Source organism: Variovorax sp. HW608, assembly GCF_900090195.1.
Taxonomy (GTDB): Bacteria; Pseudomonadota; Gammaproteobacteria; order Burkholderiales; family Burkholderiaceae_C; genus Variovorax.
The window spans coordinates 5,370,161-5,385,183 of the sequence record NZ_LT607803.1 but is presented as its reverse complement, the minus strand read 5'-3'; the positions used below and the strand labels follow the sequence as shown (position 1 = coordinate 5,385,183).

Genomic DNA, 15,023 nt, shown 5'->3' with positions numbered 1-15,023 from the left:
TCATGAACTTCCTCGACGGCCATCTGTATCCCGAGAACCAGCAGCCGCTGGTCATCACGGCCGCGCCCTATGCGCCGGGCTGGATCCCTTCCGACTTCCCGGAAGACATTCCGGTCACGATGGAGGATCAGATCCAGAAGGCGGTGGATTGCTACGAGGCCGGCGCCACCGTACTGCACCTGCATGTGCGTGAAGAAGACGGCAAGGGCAGCAAGCGCCTGTCCAAGTTCAACGAGCTGATCGCGGGGGTTCGAGCCCGCGTGCCGGAAATGATCATCCAGGTGGGTGGCTCCATCAGCTTCGCGCCGGAGTCCGAAGGCCAGGCCGCCAAGTGGCTGAGCGACGACACGCGCCATATGCTGGCCGAGCTCACGCCGACGCCCGACCAGGTGACGGTGACCGTCAACACCACGCAGATGAACGTGACGGAGCATGCAGGCGAGGACGACTTCAGGGGCGTTTCGCGCGGATTCCCGCACCTCTATGCGACCTACAAGGACATGCACGTGCCCGCGAACCCGAGCTGGGTCGAGGAGCACATCCGGCGCCTGACGGCCGCGGGAATCCAGAGCGAGTTCCAGGTCTACAACATCAACAGCTTCGAGACCATCGAGCGGATGATCCGCCGCGGCGTCTACAAGGGGCCGCTGGTGATGAACTGGGTGGCCATCAGCGGCGGCATGGACCAGGCGAACATCTACAACCTGGCCAACATGCTGCGTGCCGTGCCCGACGGCGCGGTGGTCACGGTGGAAAGCTCGGTGCTCAATGTGCTGCCCATCAACATGATCGGCATCGCCCTGGGCCTGCATGTGCGCTGCGGCATCGAGGACGTGCTATGGAACCAGACCCGCACCGGCAAGATGAGCTCGGTCGAGCAGATCAGGCAACTGGTGCGCATCGCCGGCGAGTTCGGCCGCCCGATCGCGACAGCAGAGCAGGCGCGGGAGATCATGAAGATCGGGGTCTTCTACGACACCGCCGAAGAGACGCTCGAGGCCAATGGCTTCGCGCCCAACCGCAATGGCGGCAACCAGGGATTCCTGCGCAAGCCCGCCATGAGCCTGCCGGCGGAGCAGAAATTGCGCGCTGCCTGAATGGCCCGCCACGCGCGCCTTCACAGTCAGCCCGCTCGGCTCAGGAGGTCCCGTACTCCCCCCGCGCCGCCATGGCGGCCGCCTCCTTGCTCCATTGCGAGGCGCTGCAGCCGAAAAGACCGTGGAACCAGTGACTGAAGCTGCTGGGCCGGGAGAAGCCCAGAAGCTCCGCCACTTCGCGAAGCGGCAGGTCGCTCTCGCGCAAGTGGCGCCTGACCAGCTCCGAGCGCACCTGCTCGAGCAAGCGGCTGAAGCTGAGGCCCTCGGCGTCGAGTCGGCGATGCAGCGTACGGCGATCGATGTGAAGGAAGCGTGCCACCTCCTGGGCGGTGCAGGCGCCACCCGGCAGCAGCGCCAGGATGATCTGGCGGCAGCTGGCCTCCATGCTTTCGCTGCGATCCATCAGGGCCGCTTCCGGGTACTTCCTGGCGAAGCCCGCAGCCACCTGGTCTCCGGACTCGCGCGGTGCGGACAAGTCGCTCGCCAGGCAGACCAGGCCGTTGAATTCCTGGTTGAACTTGACGTTCCGCCCGAAGAAAGCCCGATGCGCGGAGACGTCCCCGGGCGGACGATGTGCGAAGCAGACCTCGAGCGGCCGCCAATGCGGTCCGATCAATTCAGAGAGCATGCGAAACATGGTGCCCACGGCGAGCTCCACCGACTGCCGCATCGGCAGGCCGGGCGTCGGCAGCAGGTCTTCCCGGATGATCACCGTGCGGCCGGCGTCTTCGACACGGATCGTCAGCGAGGCGTTCACGAGCTTCAGATAGCGGCACAGCGTGTCGAGGGCGGCCCTGGGCGTCGGATCCTCGCGCAGCACGAGGCTGATCGGTCCGAGCGCGGAGAGCTTGCGCTGTGCCGCGAGACGCAGCGCCAGATCCTCCGTCTGCGTGGCGCGGGCGGTGATTTCCAGCAGCTCGCGCACCGCATCCCGCGGAATCAGCATCTCGGAGTCTTCGAGGAACTTCGCCTGCAGCCCCACCGTGCGCATGAACGCATAGGGGTCCCGCCCGAGCGACCTGACCAGCTCGACGTAGCCGCTCAGGCTGCTGCTGCGCACGAATTCGGAGAGGTGTCTCATGCGATGGCACCCCCCGCGTGAACCGGCTGCCGCGTCACTCCGGCTTGAAGTCGATCGACTTCAGCACCTCGCCGACGCGCTTGTAGTCGCTGTTCAGCGAGCTCACCAGCTCGTCGGGCGTGCGCCCGCTGCCGGCTTCGAGGCCCGCATCCAGCAAGCGCGTGCGCACGGCCGGCTGCGCAATCGCCTTGAGCGCCGCCTCGCGCACGCTCGCCTGCAGCGCGGCGGGCGTGTCGGGCTTGATCCACAGGCCCATCCACGAGACCGTTTCGAGCTGCGGATAGCCGAGCTCCGCAAAGGTCGGCACATCCGGCAAGAGCGGCGAGCGCTTGGGCGTGCTGACCGCGAAGGCCTTGATCTTGCCGGCCTTGATCATCGGCAGCGAAGTCGCCATGCCGTCGAACATGAGCGGCACGTGGCCGCCCATCACGTCGGTGAGCGCGGGCGTCGATCCCTTGTAGCCGACATGGGTCATGTCGATGCCGGCCGCCTTGTTGAGCTGCAGGCCGATGACATGCGACACGGTGCCGGGGCTGTACGAGGCATAGCTCACCTTGCCCGGGTTGGCCTTCACCCAGCTCAGCACCTCGGCGAAGTTCTTCGCCGGGACCGAGGGCGCGCCGACCATCACGAGGCCGCCGCGGCCGAGCTCGGCCACGGGGCGGATCTCCTTGGCCATGTCCTTGGGCAGCTTGACGATGTGCGGGATCTCGCTCACCAGGGAGCTGACGCCGACCAGCAGCGTGTAGCCGTCATGCGGCGCCATCGAGAGTTCGTTGACCGCCAGCGCACCGCCCGCGCCGGGCTTGGCGTCGACCACGACGGGCTGGCCCGTGTCCTTCGTGAGCTGGTCGCCCAAGAGGCGCGCGACGATGTCGGCGGTGCCGCCGGCCGGTCCGGCCACGATGATGCGCACCACCTTCTCGGGCCATTTGGCGGGCTGCTCGGCGTGCGCTGCAAGGCTTGCAACGCCAAGGCATGAGAGGCAAGCGGCCTGGATCATCTTCCGCCGCAACAAGTGATTCGATTTCATGTTCTGTGTCTCCTTCGTTATGGATTCAGGCAGACCAGCGCAGCAGCGCGAGCGCCAGTATGGCGAGAAACGTCGTCTCGCCCAACATCAAGCGCACGGGCTTGAGGGCCGGCCACGCCGCGATGGAGAGGCTGCCGATCATGCAAACCTCATCCCGATGTTGGCCAGCAGGTGATCGCCATGCGCCTCACGCAGCAGGTTCTTCTGCACCTTGCCGGTCGCACCGAGCGGAATGCGGTCGACGAAGACCACGTCGTCGGGCGTCCACCACTTGGCGATGCGGCCGTCGTAGAAGCGGATCAGCTCCTCGCGCGTCACGTCCTGGCCGGCCTTCTTCACGACGATGAGCAGCGGGCGCTCGTCCCACTTGGGGTGGCGCGCGGCGATGCAGGCCGCCATCTCGACGGCGGGGTGCGCCATCGCGATGTTCTCCAGGTCGATGGAGCCGATCCACTCGCCGCCCGACTTGATCACGTCCTTGCTGCGGTCGGTGATCTGCATGAAGCCGTCGGCGTCGATGGTCGAGACGTCACCGGTCGGGAACCAGCCGTCCACCAGCGGACCCGCGCCCTCGCCCTTGAAGTAGCCGGAGATCACCCAGGCGCCGCGCACCATCAGCTCGCCGGCGGTCTTGCCGTCGTGCGGCAGCTCGGCGCCGTCCTCGCCGACGATCTTCATGTCGATGCCGAACACCGAGCGGCCCTGCTTGGACTGGATCGCGAGGCGCTCGTCGGCGTCCAGCGACTGGTGGCAGGGCTTGAGCGTGCACACGGTGCCCACCGGGCTCAGCTCGGTCATGCCCCAGGCGTGCAGCACCTGCACGTCGTAGCGCTCCTGGAAGGCGCGCATCATCGCCGGCGGGCAGGCCGAGCCGCCGATGATCGTGCGGCGCATGGTGCGGAAGTTGAGGCCGTTGCTCTCCACGTGCGCGAGCAGGCCCTGCCACACGGTGGGCACACCGGCCGAGACCGTGACGCCTTCGGCCTCGAAGAGGTCGTGCAGCGACTTGCCGTCGAGCCACGGGCCCGGGAACACCAGCTTGGCGCCGACCATGCACGCGATGTACGGCAGGCCCCAGGCATTGACGTGGAACATCGGCACCACCGGCAGGATCACGTCCTTGGCCGAGCAGTTGAGCGCGTCGGGCAGCGCGGCGGCATAGGTGTGCAGCATCGTCGAGCGATGGCTGTAGAGCGCGCCCTTGGGATTGCCCGTGGTGCCCGAGGTGTAGCACAGCGACGAGGCCGCCTTCTCGTCGAACACCGGCCAGTGGAAATCAGGCGTGTGGTCGTCGATCAGGTCTTCGTAGCACAGCAGGTTCGGCACCTTCGACGAAGCCGGCATGTGCGCGCGGTCGGTCATCACGACGAAGGCCTTGATGGTCGAGACGCGCGAGGCGACGGCCTCGATCAGCGGCAGGAAGGTCAGGTCGAAGAAGAGGATCTGGTCTTCGGCATGGTCGGCGATCCAAACCACCTGGTCGGGGTGCAGGCGCGGGTTGAGCGTGTGCAGCACCGCGCCGGACCCGGAGACCGCGTAGTACAGCTCCATGTGGCGATAGCCGTTCCAGGCCAGCGTGGCGACGCGGTCGCCCTGCTCGATGCCGCGCGCGGCGAGCGCGTTGGCGAGGCGGCGCGCGCGCTGGCCCATATCGCGGTAGGTGTAGCGGTGCACGTCGCCCTCGACGCGGCGCGAGACGATCTGCTGTTCGCCGTGGTGGCGTTCGGCGTGCGTGAGGAGGCTCGAGATCAGCAGGGGCTGATCCATCATCAATCCGTTCATGGTGGAAGTCCGTTCAAATTCGGTGAGGGTGCGTACGCAGGTTCAGGCCGGCACGCTGCGGGGTGCGCCTGCGGGCGCGGATTCGGGTTCGGCATCGGCGGCGGCTTCGCAGGCCCGCTCCAGGTCGGCCCCGTAGCTGCGCGACGCGACCATGAAGGCCCCGGCCGCCAGCAGGCCGAAGACCGGCATCACGATCAGCGCGTGTTCGAGCGACCAGGCATCCGACAGAAAGCCTGCAATCAGCGGACCGGTGGCCAGGCCCAGCAGGTTCTGGAACAGCGAGAGCACCGAGGCGCCGGTGGCACGGATGCCGGGATGGATCACGTCGATGACGACCGCGGCGACCACGCCCACGCTGCAGGTCATCAGGAAGCCGCCGAGCGCCAGCAGCGCGAACTGGGCCTGTGCCGACAGCTCGATCCCGACGTGCCTGGCGCCGAAGCCGAGCGCCAGCACCGCGGCCGAAGCCACGCAGATCGCGGCCGTCACCTGCAGCTTGGCGGCGGGCCGCTTCCTGCCGGCGCGATCCGCCACCGCACCCCAGACCACGCTGCCGAGCGCGCCGCAGAGCACCACCAGCGCGGCCTTGATCGCGGCCTGCTCCGGCGTCATGCCGTGCACGCGGTTGAGGAAGCTCGGAAGCCAGGCCCAGATGGACGACACGAGGATGAGCTGCGCCGGTGCGGCGATGCAGACCCACAGCAGTGTGCGCGAGCGCATCAGCCGCTTGATGATGGCGCGCGCCGCACCCTGCGTCGAGCGCGTGGCCTGCTCGATGCGCGGCGTGAGCGCGACGGTGCGGTAGTCGCGCACCTTGATGTAGAGCAGCGCCAGGACCAGCCCCGGCACGCCGACCACGCCGAACGCAGCCTGCCAACCCCAGCGCGCGGCGATGACGCCGCCGAGCATCACGCCCAGCACCGAGCCGATCGATGCGGCGGAGAAGAAGGCCGCCATCAGCGCACCGCGCATGCGTGCCGGGAAGTGGCTCGCGATGAGCGCCGCGCCGACCGAGCCGTAGCCCGCTTCGCCCAGACCCACCGCCGATCGCGCGGCCAGCAGCTGGCCGAAGTTGCGCGTGAACATGCAGGAGATCGAGGCGAGGCTCCAGATCGTCGCCATCACGACGATGCTCTTCACGCGGCTGAAGCGGTCGGCGACGAGTGCGATCGGGATGCCGCCCACGGCGACCGTGACCGACACCGCCGACACCAGCGCGCCGAGCTGCTTGTCCGAAAGGCCCCAGGCTTGCTTCAGATGCGGAAAGAGCGAAACGATCACCTGGCGGTCGATGTAGTCGACCATCATCAGGCCGAGCGTCATCGCGAAGGCGAACCACGCCTGGCGCGGGCCGAACAGGTAGCTGTCGGACCCTTGCTTCGAATCGAGGGCATGCATGTCCATGGCAATCCCCTTGGCTTCAGGGCACGAGCACGGTCGCGCCGGTCGTGGCCCGCGATTCGAGCGCGCGGTGCGCGTCGGCCGCGTCGGCCAGCGCGAAGCTCTGCTTGGGCTCGCTCACGATGCGGCCTGCGAGCACGTGGCCGAACAGCTCGTCGGCCATCTCCAGCATGTGCGAGCGCGGCTGGATGTAGTGCATCATCGCCGGCCGCGTGACCCAGATCGAGCCCTTCACGGCGAGCAGTTGCGAGTCGATCACCACCGGGCCCGAGCTGGTGCCGTTGCTCACCAGCGAGCCGCGCGGCTGCAGGCTGTCGAGCGAGGCCTCCAGCGTGTCCTTGCCGACCGAGTCGTAGACCACCGGCACGCCCTTGCCGTCGGTGATCTCGCGCACGCGCTTGGCGATGTTCTCGCGCGAGGTCACGATGGTGTAGGCGCAGCCGTTGGCCTTGGCGATCTCGGCCTTCTCGTCGGTGCTGACGGTGCCGATCATGGTCACGCCCATCGCGCGCGCCCACTGGCAGGCGATCAGGCCGACACCGCCGGCTGCGGCGTGGTAGAGGATGGTCTCGCCGCCCTTGAGCGGGTAGACCTGGCGGAACAGGTACTGCGCCGTCATGCCCTTCATCATCAGCGTGGCCGCGGTGCGGTCGGAGACGCCATGGGGCAGCGGGATCAGCACTTCGGCCGGCATCACGCGCGCTTCGGAATACGCGCCTTGCGGGCCGATCAGGTAGCCGACGCGGTCGCCGACCTGGATGTCCGTGACGCCGGGGCCGACCGCCTCGACCACGCCGACCGCGTCCGAGCCCAGTCCATTGGGCAGCGGCAGCGGATAGCGGCCGGTGCGGAAGTAGATGTCGATGAAGTTGACCGCGATGTAGGTGTGGCGCACGCGCGCCTGGCCCGGGCCGGGCTCGCCGACTTCGACGTCCTCAAGACGCAGGACTTCCGGACCACCGGTTTCATGAAAGCGAATGGCCTTGGCCATGTTTGTCTCCTTGTTTGATGCAGAAAGTGGCTCTTACCCAGGGCACCCGCGGAACCGGCTTTGCCGGGCCGCTGGGTGCGCCCCCGGAGAGGGGGTTGGCGCAGCGACACGAAGTGCGCGAAGCCTGGGGGAGATTCATTTCATCGAAAGCTCGCTGATGAACAGTTCCGCGCGCGGCCATTTGCCGAAGCCGGACGCGGGATTCAGGTGGCCGACCTCGCCGAGGTCGAACAGGCGGCTGCCCCAGTCGCGTGCCAGCGCGGCCACGCGCACGTAGTCGCCGAGCGGATCGTTGCGGCTCGCCGCCACGATGCTCGGGAAAGGAAGCGTCCTGCGCGGCACGGGCAGCCAGCCGCTGGCGCGCAGTTCGTCGATGGTCGGATAGCCCTCGGGCATCGGGCGCTCGAAGTCCGGCGGCGCGGCCAGCAGCGCGCCTTCGATCGCGCGCCGCGTCTGGTGGGCCCAGTGCGCCACCATCACGCAGCCGCCGCTGTGGGCCACGAGGACGATCGGGCCCTCGATGGCCTGCGCCTCGTGCTCGATCGCCGCGACCTTCGCCCCGCAATCGAGATCGGTGCGGCCCATCGGCGGCACGGTGCGCACTTGGCGCCCCTTGGCCGCGAGGTCGGCGGCCAGCAGCGTCTGCCAGTGCCCGGCGACATGGTCGCGCAGGCCCGGGACGATGAGCACCGTCGGCAACCCGGCCATCGCGGCAGCACCTTGCATCGTCATGCCACCCGGCGCAGGTAGCCCTGCTGGCGGCCCTTGGGGTTGGGTGCGAAGCCGTTGGCGGCCAGCGTCTCCTCGACGGTCTCGTAGAACACGCCGATCTTCAGGATCTCGCGCGCTTCCTTGCCATTGGCGACTTCGCGGCCGAACTCGCGCGACATGCGAACGAGCTGCTCGATCTGCTGCACCGTCGTCATCTTCCCGCTGCGCGACTGGTTCCAGAGGTTGTCCTCGATGCCGCAGCGCACGTGCAGGCCCATGGCCATGCCCATCATGTTGATCGGCAGCACGTTGCGCATGCTGCTTTCCACGGTGAGCTTCGCGCCGTCGGGGATCGCACGCAGGAAGTTCGAGAGGTTGTAGATGTTCGGCGCGTCCATGCCGCCGCTGATCGCGACCCAGTTCATCACCAGCGGGCCCTTGTAGATGCCGCGGCGGATCAGCCGCTCCACGGTCTCGTAGCTGTTGATGTTGTAGAACTGGAAGGCGCTCTGGATGCCCGCCGCGCTCAGGCGGCGCACGTGCTCCTCGATGAAGCCGGGGCCCGAGGGCACGATCATCTCGCGGTAGGCCGCGTTGTTCTGCGGGTCGGCGAGCGAGGTGCCGGCGATGTCATCGGCTTCCATGTGCTCCAGCACGTTCATCTGCGTCGTGTTGACGGTGACCGTGACCTGGTCCGGCTTCGGATCGAGCTCGGCCAGCATGTGGCGCGTGTCGTCCTTGAGCCACTTGGCGGTCGCGCCGTCGGTCTCGGGTGCGAAGGAGATCGAGCCGCCGACCTGGATGACCATATCGGGCACGGCACGGCGGACGCCGGCGATCAGCTCGTTGAACATCGAAAGGCGCTTGGAGCCCTTGCCGTCGAGTTCGCGCACGTGCAGGTGCAGCACCGTGGCACCGGCGTTGTAGCAGTCGACCGCCTTCTGCACCTGCTCTTCCATGGTGACGGGGATGTCCTCCGGGAAGTCGGAAGGAATCCACTCGGGGCCGTAGGGCGCGGCGGTGATCACCAGCTTGTCCTGGTTTTCCGGGAAAAGGGAGCCGTCGAGGAAGTTCATGGTCTGTCTTTCAGTTGGGATGTCGGGTGTTGAATGAGGTGATGCAGCGCTGTGTCAGTACGTGGCCTCACCGATGATTCCGGCGCGTTCCATCTTTCGATGGCACGGTGGGTAGTCCATCACGGCGTAGTGCTGCGTGCTGCGGTTGTCCCAGAAGGCGACGCTGTTCTTCTTCCAGCGCCAGCGCACCTGGTACTCGGGGATCGCGGCCTGGCTCGTCAGGTAGTTCAGCAGCAGGCTGGCGCCGGGCGCGTGGTCCTGGCCGAAGCGCACGTTCGCGGCCGTGTGGTAGTTGGTGAAGTGCGTGGTGAAGGCATTGACGAAAAGGATCTTCTCGCCCGTCTCCGGATGGGTGCGCACCACCGGATGCTCGGCATCGGGGAACTGCGCGTGCAGCGCGAGCCGCTTCTCGATCGGCATCGCGGCGCCGAAGCTGGCCTCGATGCTGTGGCGGGCGCGCAGGCCGTCGATCTTCGCCTTCACGTCTTCCGGCAGGCGGGCATAGGCCTCCACCATGTTGACCCAGATGGTGTCGCCGCCGACTTCCGGCGTCTCGACGCAGCGCAGCACGCAGCCGAAGGGCGGCTTCTCGCGCCAGGTGGCGTCGGTGTGGAAGGCGTTCTCGTAGCGGTCGTTCGGGACCTCGGGCGACTTGTAGATGCGCACCAGGCCGGGGTGGTCGGGATCGCTGCCGGCGACCGGGTGGTCTTCCAGCTCGCCGAAGTGGCGCGCGAAGGCCACGTGCTCGGCGCGCGTGAAGTCCTGGTCGCGGAAGAACAGCACCTTGTGCTTGAGCAGCAGCGCGCGGATCTCGGCCACCGTCTCGGCGTCGCGCGAGGCGGCGCCGAGATCGACGTTGCGCAGCTCGGCGCCGATGGTGCAGGTCAGGCGCTCGACCTGGATGGAGTTCTTCAGCGCCGCGGGCGACACCACGGCGGGTGCGCCTTTCAGCGGGGTTGCTTCGACTGTCGTGTTCATGGGCCTGTCTCCGTTGTGAGCCCGGCTTGCGCCGGCTCTTGGGTGATGGAGCCGCGCGGTGCGGCTTCTCAGGCATCAAGAATAGGGAGCGGAGCCCCGGAGGGCCCCCTCCTTGCGGGAGGGGGGACCCCTCCCTTCAGCCCCCGGACTGGGCTTGGATCAGCCCGAGGATGCGCGCGCGCACGACGACTTCCTTGCGTGTGCCGGCGTCCAGCTTGGCGAGCAGGTTCTTGACGTGCCACTTGACCGTGGTTTCGCCGACCTGCATGGCGCGTCCGATCTCCTTGTTGGAGAGGTTGCGCGCCAGGAGTTCCAGCACCTGGCCCTCCTTGGGGGTGAGCACCATGCCGCGGGCCGTTGGCAGGTCGCGCGGCGGCGCCGGAACCGGCGGCGCCACGGGGGCGGCCGCCCGCGCGACCGGCGCCCCGGCGCCATCGAGGCCCCCGGCGGCCACCTCCCGCGCCCAATGGCCCAGATCGGGGTGCGCATCCTCGAAGACGCGCACCAGCCCGTAGCTCTGCGCCAGGTCCATCGCCTCGCGCAGCATCGGAAGCGCGCGTTCGCCGCAGCGGTCGAGCGCGAAGGCGCGCAGGCCGAGGATCTCGATGCGGAAACGCCCCTGGTGCATCGCCTGCGCCAGCTCGTCGGCATGCGCGAGCGGCTCGAGCGCAGCCCGCCAGTCCTGGCTCGCGATCGCCGCATAGCCCTGCGCGAGCCCCCGCAGCGCGTCGACGCCCCGCCGCCAGAGCCGGCCCTGCGGCAAGGAAGGATCGTCCAGCATCGCGTCGATGCGCCGGCACAGTTCGCGGCAGCTTCCGGCGCGGTAGCGCCGCGCGTGCATGCGCACCTGCTCGACCAGGCTCGCGATGCGCAGCCGGGGCAGCGAGCGGGCCGAGCCCACGGCGTCGAGCGCGCCGAGCAGCTCCATCGCCCGGTGCTCGGCGCCTTCGGCCATCGCCATGCGCGCCATGGTGCGATAGGCCAGCAGCAGCGATTCGGGCAGGCCGCTGCGCTCCAGCACGTCGATCCGGTCGGCCAGGAGCGCCGAGGCATCGGCGGGACGGCCGCGCTCCCACATCGCCGAGGCCAGGAGCGCCGCGAGCATGCAGCTGAAGCTGTTGCGCCGGCCGAGGTCCGCGTCGGCGCTGGCGACCGCCGGCTGCAGCAGGCTTTCGACCAGCAGCACCTGCCCTTCCCAGACGTAGGACAGGCCGATGATGAATTCGCCCCAGCGCCCGACGAAACCCTGCCCGGGCCCGAAATCCCCGCGCGGCGACTGCTGCTGCCGCAGGCGCGCCAGCGCCGGATCGCCTTCGAGCAGCGTGCGGTAGGCGGTGCGGTTGGCATGCACCTGCAGCAGCATCGGATCGCGCAGCGGCGGCGATTCGGCCCACGGATCGTGCAGCGCAGCAAAGCGGTCCGGATCGTCGGCGAACACCGCCGCGCCGCTGAGGATCAGCGCGCATTCGCATTGCAGCGTCGGATCGGGCTGGTCCTTGGACTGGTGCGCGAGGATGCGCGCGACCATGCGGCCGGCGTCCTCGTGGCGCTCGCTGATCGCCAGCGTCCAGGCGGCGGCCAGCAGCAGGCGCGGGCGGCGGTCGAGCTCGTCGGCGGGCAGCTGCGCCAGCCATTCGAGCACCACGCCCTGCCGGCCGTGGGTCACGATGGCTTCGTAGAGGCTGCGTTCGGCCAGCTCGTAGGCCAGCTCGCGCTGCCCTGCGACCAGCGCATGCCGCGCCGCGTCCTCGAGCATGCCGCGTTCCGCGAGCCATGCCGCCGCGCGGGCGTGCGCGCCCTCCTGCTGCGCCTTCGGCAGCGCGCTGAAGGCCTCGCGCAGCACGTCGCGCGCGAGCATGTGCATGCGCAGCCAGTCGCCCTGCTCCGCCGCGACGAAGACCGGGGTGTCGCGGCTCAGGCGGGCCAGGCGCTCGGTGGCGTCTTCGGTTTCGGCGACCCTGCGGCACAGCTCCGGATGCAGGTGGTGGAGGATCGAGATGCGGGTGAGGAATTCGCGGTCGGAGGCATCGAGGTTCGTGAGCATCAGCGTGAGGAACTGGTCGCGCAAGCGGCCGCCGATGCCCGCGATGCCGGCCACGTCGGCGCCGCGCGCCATCACCGTGAGCGACAGCTGCAGGCCCAGCGGCCAGCCCTCGGTGAGCGCGTGCAGACGCGCGGCGGTGTCGTTGTCGATGCTCGCGCCGAAGCGCTCGTGGACCAGTTCCAGCGTCTCTTCGAGCCTGAAGCGCAGCATCGCCGGGCCGACCACGACGCACTGGCCGTAGGCGATCAGGTCGTCGATGTCGAGGTTGCTGTCCGGACGGCTCGCGATGATCGTGCGCAGGTTCGGCGGCGCATTGCGCAGCAGGTAGCCCAGCGCTTCGCGCGAGGCGGCGGGCAGGCGCTCGGCCTCGTCGACGATCAGCACCACGTCGAGCGCGGTCTGCGCGAGTTCCGCCAGCCAGATCGTGATGCCTTCGAGGCCGGTCGGCCCCACCGCGTCGAGCAGCACGTGACCGAAGGTCGATCGCCCCGAACTGCGCCGCACCGACATCGCCAGCGCCTGTGCCAGCCGCTGCGGCGTATCGCGCGCCTGCACCGAGACCCAGGCCACGACGAGGCCGTGCGAGAGATGCTCCAGCCGCCACTGCGCGAGCAGCGAGGTCTTGCCGAAACCGGCCGGCGCCTGGATCAGGATCGCCGGGACGCCACGGAACGCCGGATCGTTGGCCAGGAGCCGCGGCCGCGAAAGCAGATGGCGCGGCACCCTCGGCGGCGAAACCCGCAGCAGCAGGTCGTCGCCCGCGCTGTCCGGCAGATCGGTTTCGGTGGTCACTGGGAGCCTCGGCAAGCGGGGGACGCCATGGGTTCGCCAGTCTAGCCAGAGTCGCCGCGCCGGGCTACTTCAGGTACGAGCGCAGCGCCGAAACGACCACGTCGAGGTCTTGCGCGCGCTCTTCGCGGGAGGCGTCGTGGGCGCCGAGGTGGTGGCGCACATGGCCATCGAGCACTTCCAGCATCAGCCCGTTGACCGCGCCGCGGATGGCCGCCAGCTGCTGCAGCACGGCGGTGCAGTCGCGCTCGTCCTCGAGCGCGCGCTCCAGGGCCTGCGCCTGCCCCTGGATGCGCCGGATGCGTGTGAGCAGGGGCTTCTTGTTGAGAACCGTATGCGACATGAAGGCCGATTCTAGGTCGCACCACATACTGGGGTACAGTATCCGGATGATCCATGCTTCCCCTGATACCGAGCCGTTCCTGCGCGACGCCGGCAGCCACTCCCACGTCTTCGACGACGGCAATCCGCTGGGCGAGAAGAACGCCCGCCTCGCGGTCCTTCTCACCGCGGCCATGATGGTCCTGGAGATCGTGGGCGGCTACTGGTTCAACTCCATGGCGCTGCTGGCCGACGGCTGGCACATGAGCTCGCATGCGCTCGCGCTCGGGCTCTCGGTGGCGGCCTACGCCACGGCGCGCAGGCTCTCGGGCAACACCCGCTTTGCGTTCGGGACCTGGAAGATCGAGGTGCTGGCCGGCTACACGAGCGCGATCCTCCTGCTGCTCGTCGCCGGCTGGATGGCCTACCAGTCCGTCGAGAGGCTGTTCTCGCCCGCCCCCATCCACTACGAGGAGGCGATCGTCATCGCGGTCATCGGCCTCGTGATCAATCTGGTCTGCGCCTGGCTGCTGAAGGACGGCCATCACCACCATCACGATCACGCGCACCATGACCGTCAACAGGATCATCACGACCACCACCACCACGGCCACCACGATCTCAACCTGCGTTCGGCCTACGTCCACGTGCTCGCCGATGCGGCCACCTCGATCCTGGCGATCGCGGCACTGCTGGGCGGCCTCTTCTGGGGCTTCGGCTGGCTCGACCCGGTGATGGGCATCGTCGGTTCGGTGCTGGTCGCGGCCTGGGCGCTGGGCCTGCTGCGCGACACCGGCCGCGTGCTGCTCGATGCCGAGATGGACGCGCCGGTGGTCGAAGAGATCCGCGAAGCGATTGCGGCCGGCCCCGTGCCCGCACGCATCCACGATCTGCACGTCTGGCGCGTGGGCCGCGCGAAGTACGCGTGCATCCTCGCAGTGGAGGTGCAGCAGGCCGCGACGCCGGCCCACTTCCGGCAACTGCTCGGCATCCACGAAGAACTGGCGCACGTCACGGTGGAGGTGCACCGGGCGCCGCGCAGCTGAGGGCGTGGATCGCCTGTTTCGCAGCGATCGAGCAGGCGATCCATCCGATCCGCGAGGAGATGGCCGCTATGCTCGGTGCCGCCAGCAATAGCCACGCCCACCCATGACCTCATCCGCCCTCGACCATTTCGTTTCCCGCGCTGCAGCATTCAGCCAATCCCATTCGGAGCCCGCCGATTGCGTCCTCGGCATTGCGCCGCTGATGCTCGAACTGATCGAGGAGGCCGGCAGCTTCCTTGAGCCGCAGCACCGGCGAAGCAGCACCGAAGGCTACGCGCGCAACCTCATCCGCAACATGCCCGAGCACGGCCTGTCGCTCTACGCCCTGGTCTGGCAGCCGGGCCAGTGGACGCCGGTGCACGACCACGGCAGCTGGGGCGTGGTCGGCGTCGTCGAAGGCGTGCTCGAGGAGCGCAGCTATGTGCGCGTGTCGCCCGATCGCGGCGTCGACCACGACATCGAGCTGGTGCGCGGCGGCATCCTCCTGCTCAAGCACGGTGCGGTGACCAGCTTCGTACCGAACCCGGACCACATCCACGTCACCGGCGTTCCGATCGAGCGGCCGGGCGCGATCAGCCTGCACCTGTACGGACGCACGATGAACGACTTCAACATCTACGACGTCGCCGGGCGCACGCGCAAGCGCATGCAGGTCGCGCACAACGAGAGCTGA

General features: G+C 68.6%; 13 protein-coding genes. 3 read left to right on the top strand and 10 right to left on the bottom strand.

The annotated features are described in order from the left end of the window. The first annotated feature begins 2 nt into the window (after window positions 1-2). Complete coding sequence (locus VAR608DRAFT_RS25535; RefSeq protein WP_088956612.1) at window positions 3-1,097, top strand: 3-keto-5-aminohexanoate cleavage protein; 1,095 nt, start codon at window positions 3-5, stop codon at window positions 1,095-1,097. Between the two features lie 40 nt (window positions 1,098-1,137). On the opposite strand, the gene VAR608DRAFT_RS25530 is transcribed toward VAR608DRAFT_RS25535, so the two are convergent. From VAR608DRAFT_RS25530 to VAR608DRAFT_RS25485, 10 genes are all read right to left on the bottom strand, one after another. Further along, on the bottom strand, window positions 1,138-2,178 hold the full coding sequence (locus tag VAR608DRAFT_RS25530; RefSeq protein WP_088956611.1) for an AraC family transcriptional regulator: 1,041 nt from the start codon (window positions 2,176-2,178) through the stop codon (window positions 1,138-1,140). A 34-nt stretch (window positions 2,179-2,212) separates the two neighbouring features. Beyond that, window positions 2,213-3,211: a Bug family tripartite tricarboxylate transporter substrate binding protein gene (locus VAR608DRAFT_RS25525; RefSeq protein WP_231972959.1), complete on the bottom strand. Its 999-nt coding sequence runs from the start codon at window positions 3,209-3,211 to the stop codon at window positions 2,213-2,215. Window positions 3,212-3,349: 138 nt separating this feature from the next. Then, on the bottom strand, window positions 3,350-4,993 hold the full coding sequence (locus VAR608DRAFT_RS25520) for a 3-(methylthio)propionyl-CoA ligase (protein WP_088956610.1): 1,644 nt from the start codon (window positions 4,991-4,993) through the stop codon (window positions 3,350-3,352). A gap of 42 nt (window positions 4,994-5,035) precedes the next feature. After that, window positions 5,036-6,397: an MFS transporter gene (locus tag VAR608DRAFT_RS25515; protein WP_331713004.1), complete on the bottom strand. Its 1,362-nt coding sequence runs from the start codon at window positions 6,395-6,397 to the stop codon at window positions 5,036-5,038. Window positions 6,398-6,413: 16 nt separating this feature from the next. Next, window positions 6,414-7,385, bottom strand: a complete 972-nt coding sequence (locus tag VAR608DRAFT_RS25510; protein ID WP_088956609.1) for a quinone oxidoreductase family protein — start codon at window positions 7,383-7,385, stop codon at window positions 6,414-6,416. A gap of 135 nt (window positions 7,386-7,520) precedes the next feature. Then, window positions 7,521-8,117, bottom strand: a complete 597-nt coding sequence (locus VAR608DRAFT_RS25505) for an RBBP9/YdeN family alpha/beta hydrolase (RefSeq protein WP_231972958.1) — start codon at window positions 8,115-8,117, stop codon at window positions 7,521-7,523. After that, window positions 8,114-9,172 (bottom strand): 3-keto-5-aminohexanoate cleavage protein, encoded by a 1,059-nt coding sequence (locus VAR608DRAFT_RS25500; RefSeq protein WP_088956608.1) that lies wholly within the window; start codon window positions 9,170-9,172, stop codon window positions 8,114-8,116. Before VAR608DRAFT_RS25500 ends, VAR608DRAFT_RS25505 begins: the two co-directional genes overlap by 4 nt. A gap of 54 nt (window positions 9,173-9,226) precedes the next feature. Then, window positions 9,227-10,075: a TauD/TfdA family dioxygenase gene (locus tag VAR608DRAFT_RS25495; protein WP_088958971.1), complete on the bottom strand. Its 849-nt coding sequence runs from the start codon at window positions 10,073-10,075 to the stop codon at window positions 9,227-9,229. Window positions 10,076-10,286: 211 nt separating this feature from the next. After that, complete coding sequence (locus tag VAR608DRAFT_RS25490) at window positions 10,287-12,986, bottom strand: LuxR C-terminal-related transcriptional regulator (RefSeq protein WP_197700411.1); 2,700 nt, start codon at window positions 12,984-12,986, stop codon at window positions 10,287-10,289. 64 nt (window positions 12,987-13,050) lie between these two features. Beyond that, window positions 13,051-13,326 (bottom strand): metal/formaldehyde-sensitive transcriptional repressor, encoded by a 276-nt coding sequence (locus VAR608DRAFT_RS25485; protein WP_088958969.1) that lies wholly within the window; start codon window positions 13,324-13,326, stop codon window positions 13,051-13,053. Between the two features lie 46 nt (window positions 13,327-13,372). Here VAR608DRAFT_RS25485 and dmeF point away from each other — a divergent pair, with 46 nt between their 5' ends. Both dmeF and VAR608DRAFT_RS25475 read left to right on the top strand, forming a co-directional pair. Beyond that, complete coding sequence (gene dmeF / locus VAR608DRAFT_RS25480; RefSeq protein WP_088956607.1) at window positions 13,373-14,350, top strand: CDF family Co(II)/Ni(II) efflux transporter DmeF; 978 nt, start codon at window positions 13,373-13,375, stop codon at window positions 14,348-14,350. Between the two features lie 103 nt (window positions 14,351-14,453). Further along, window positions 14,454-15,023, top strand: coding sequence for a cysteine dioxygenase (locus VAR608DRAFT_RS25475; RefSeq protein ID WP_088956606.1), 570 nt, complete (start codon window positions 14,454-14,456; stop codon window positions 15,021-15,023).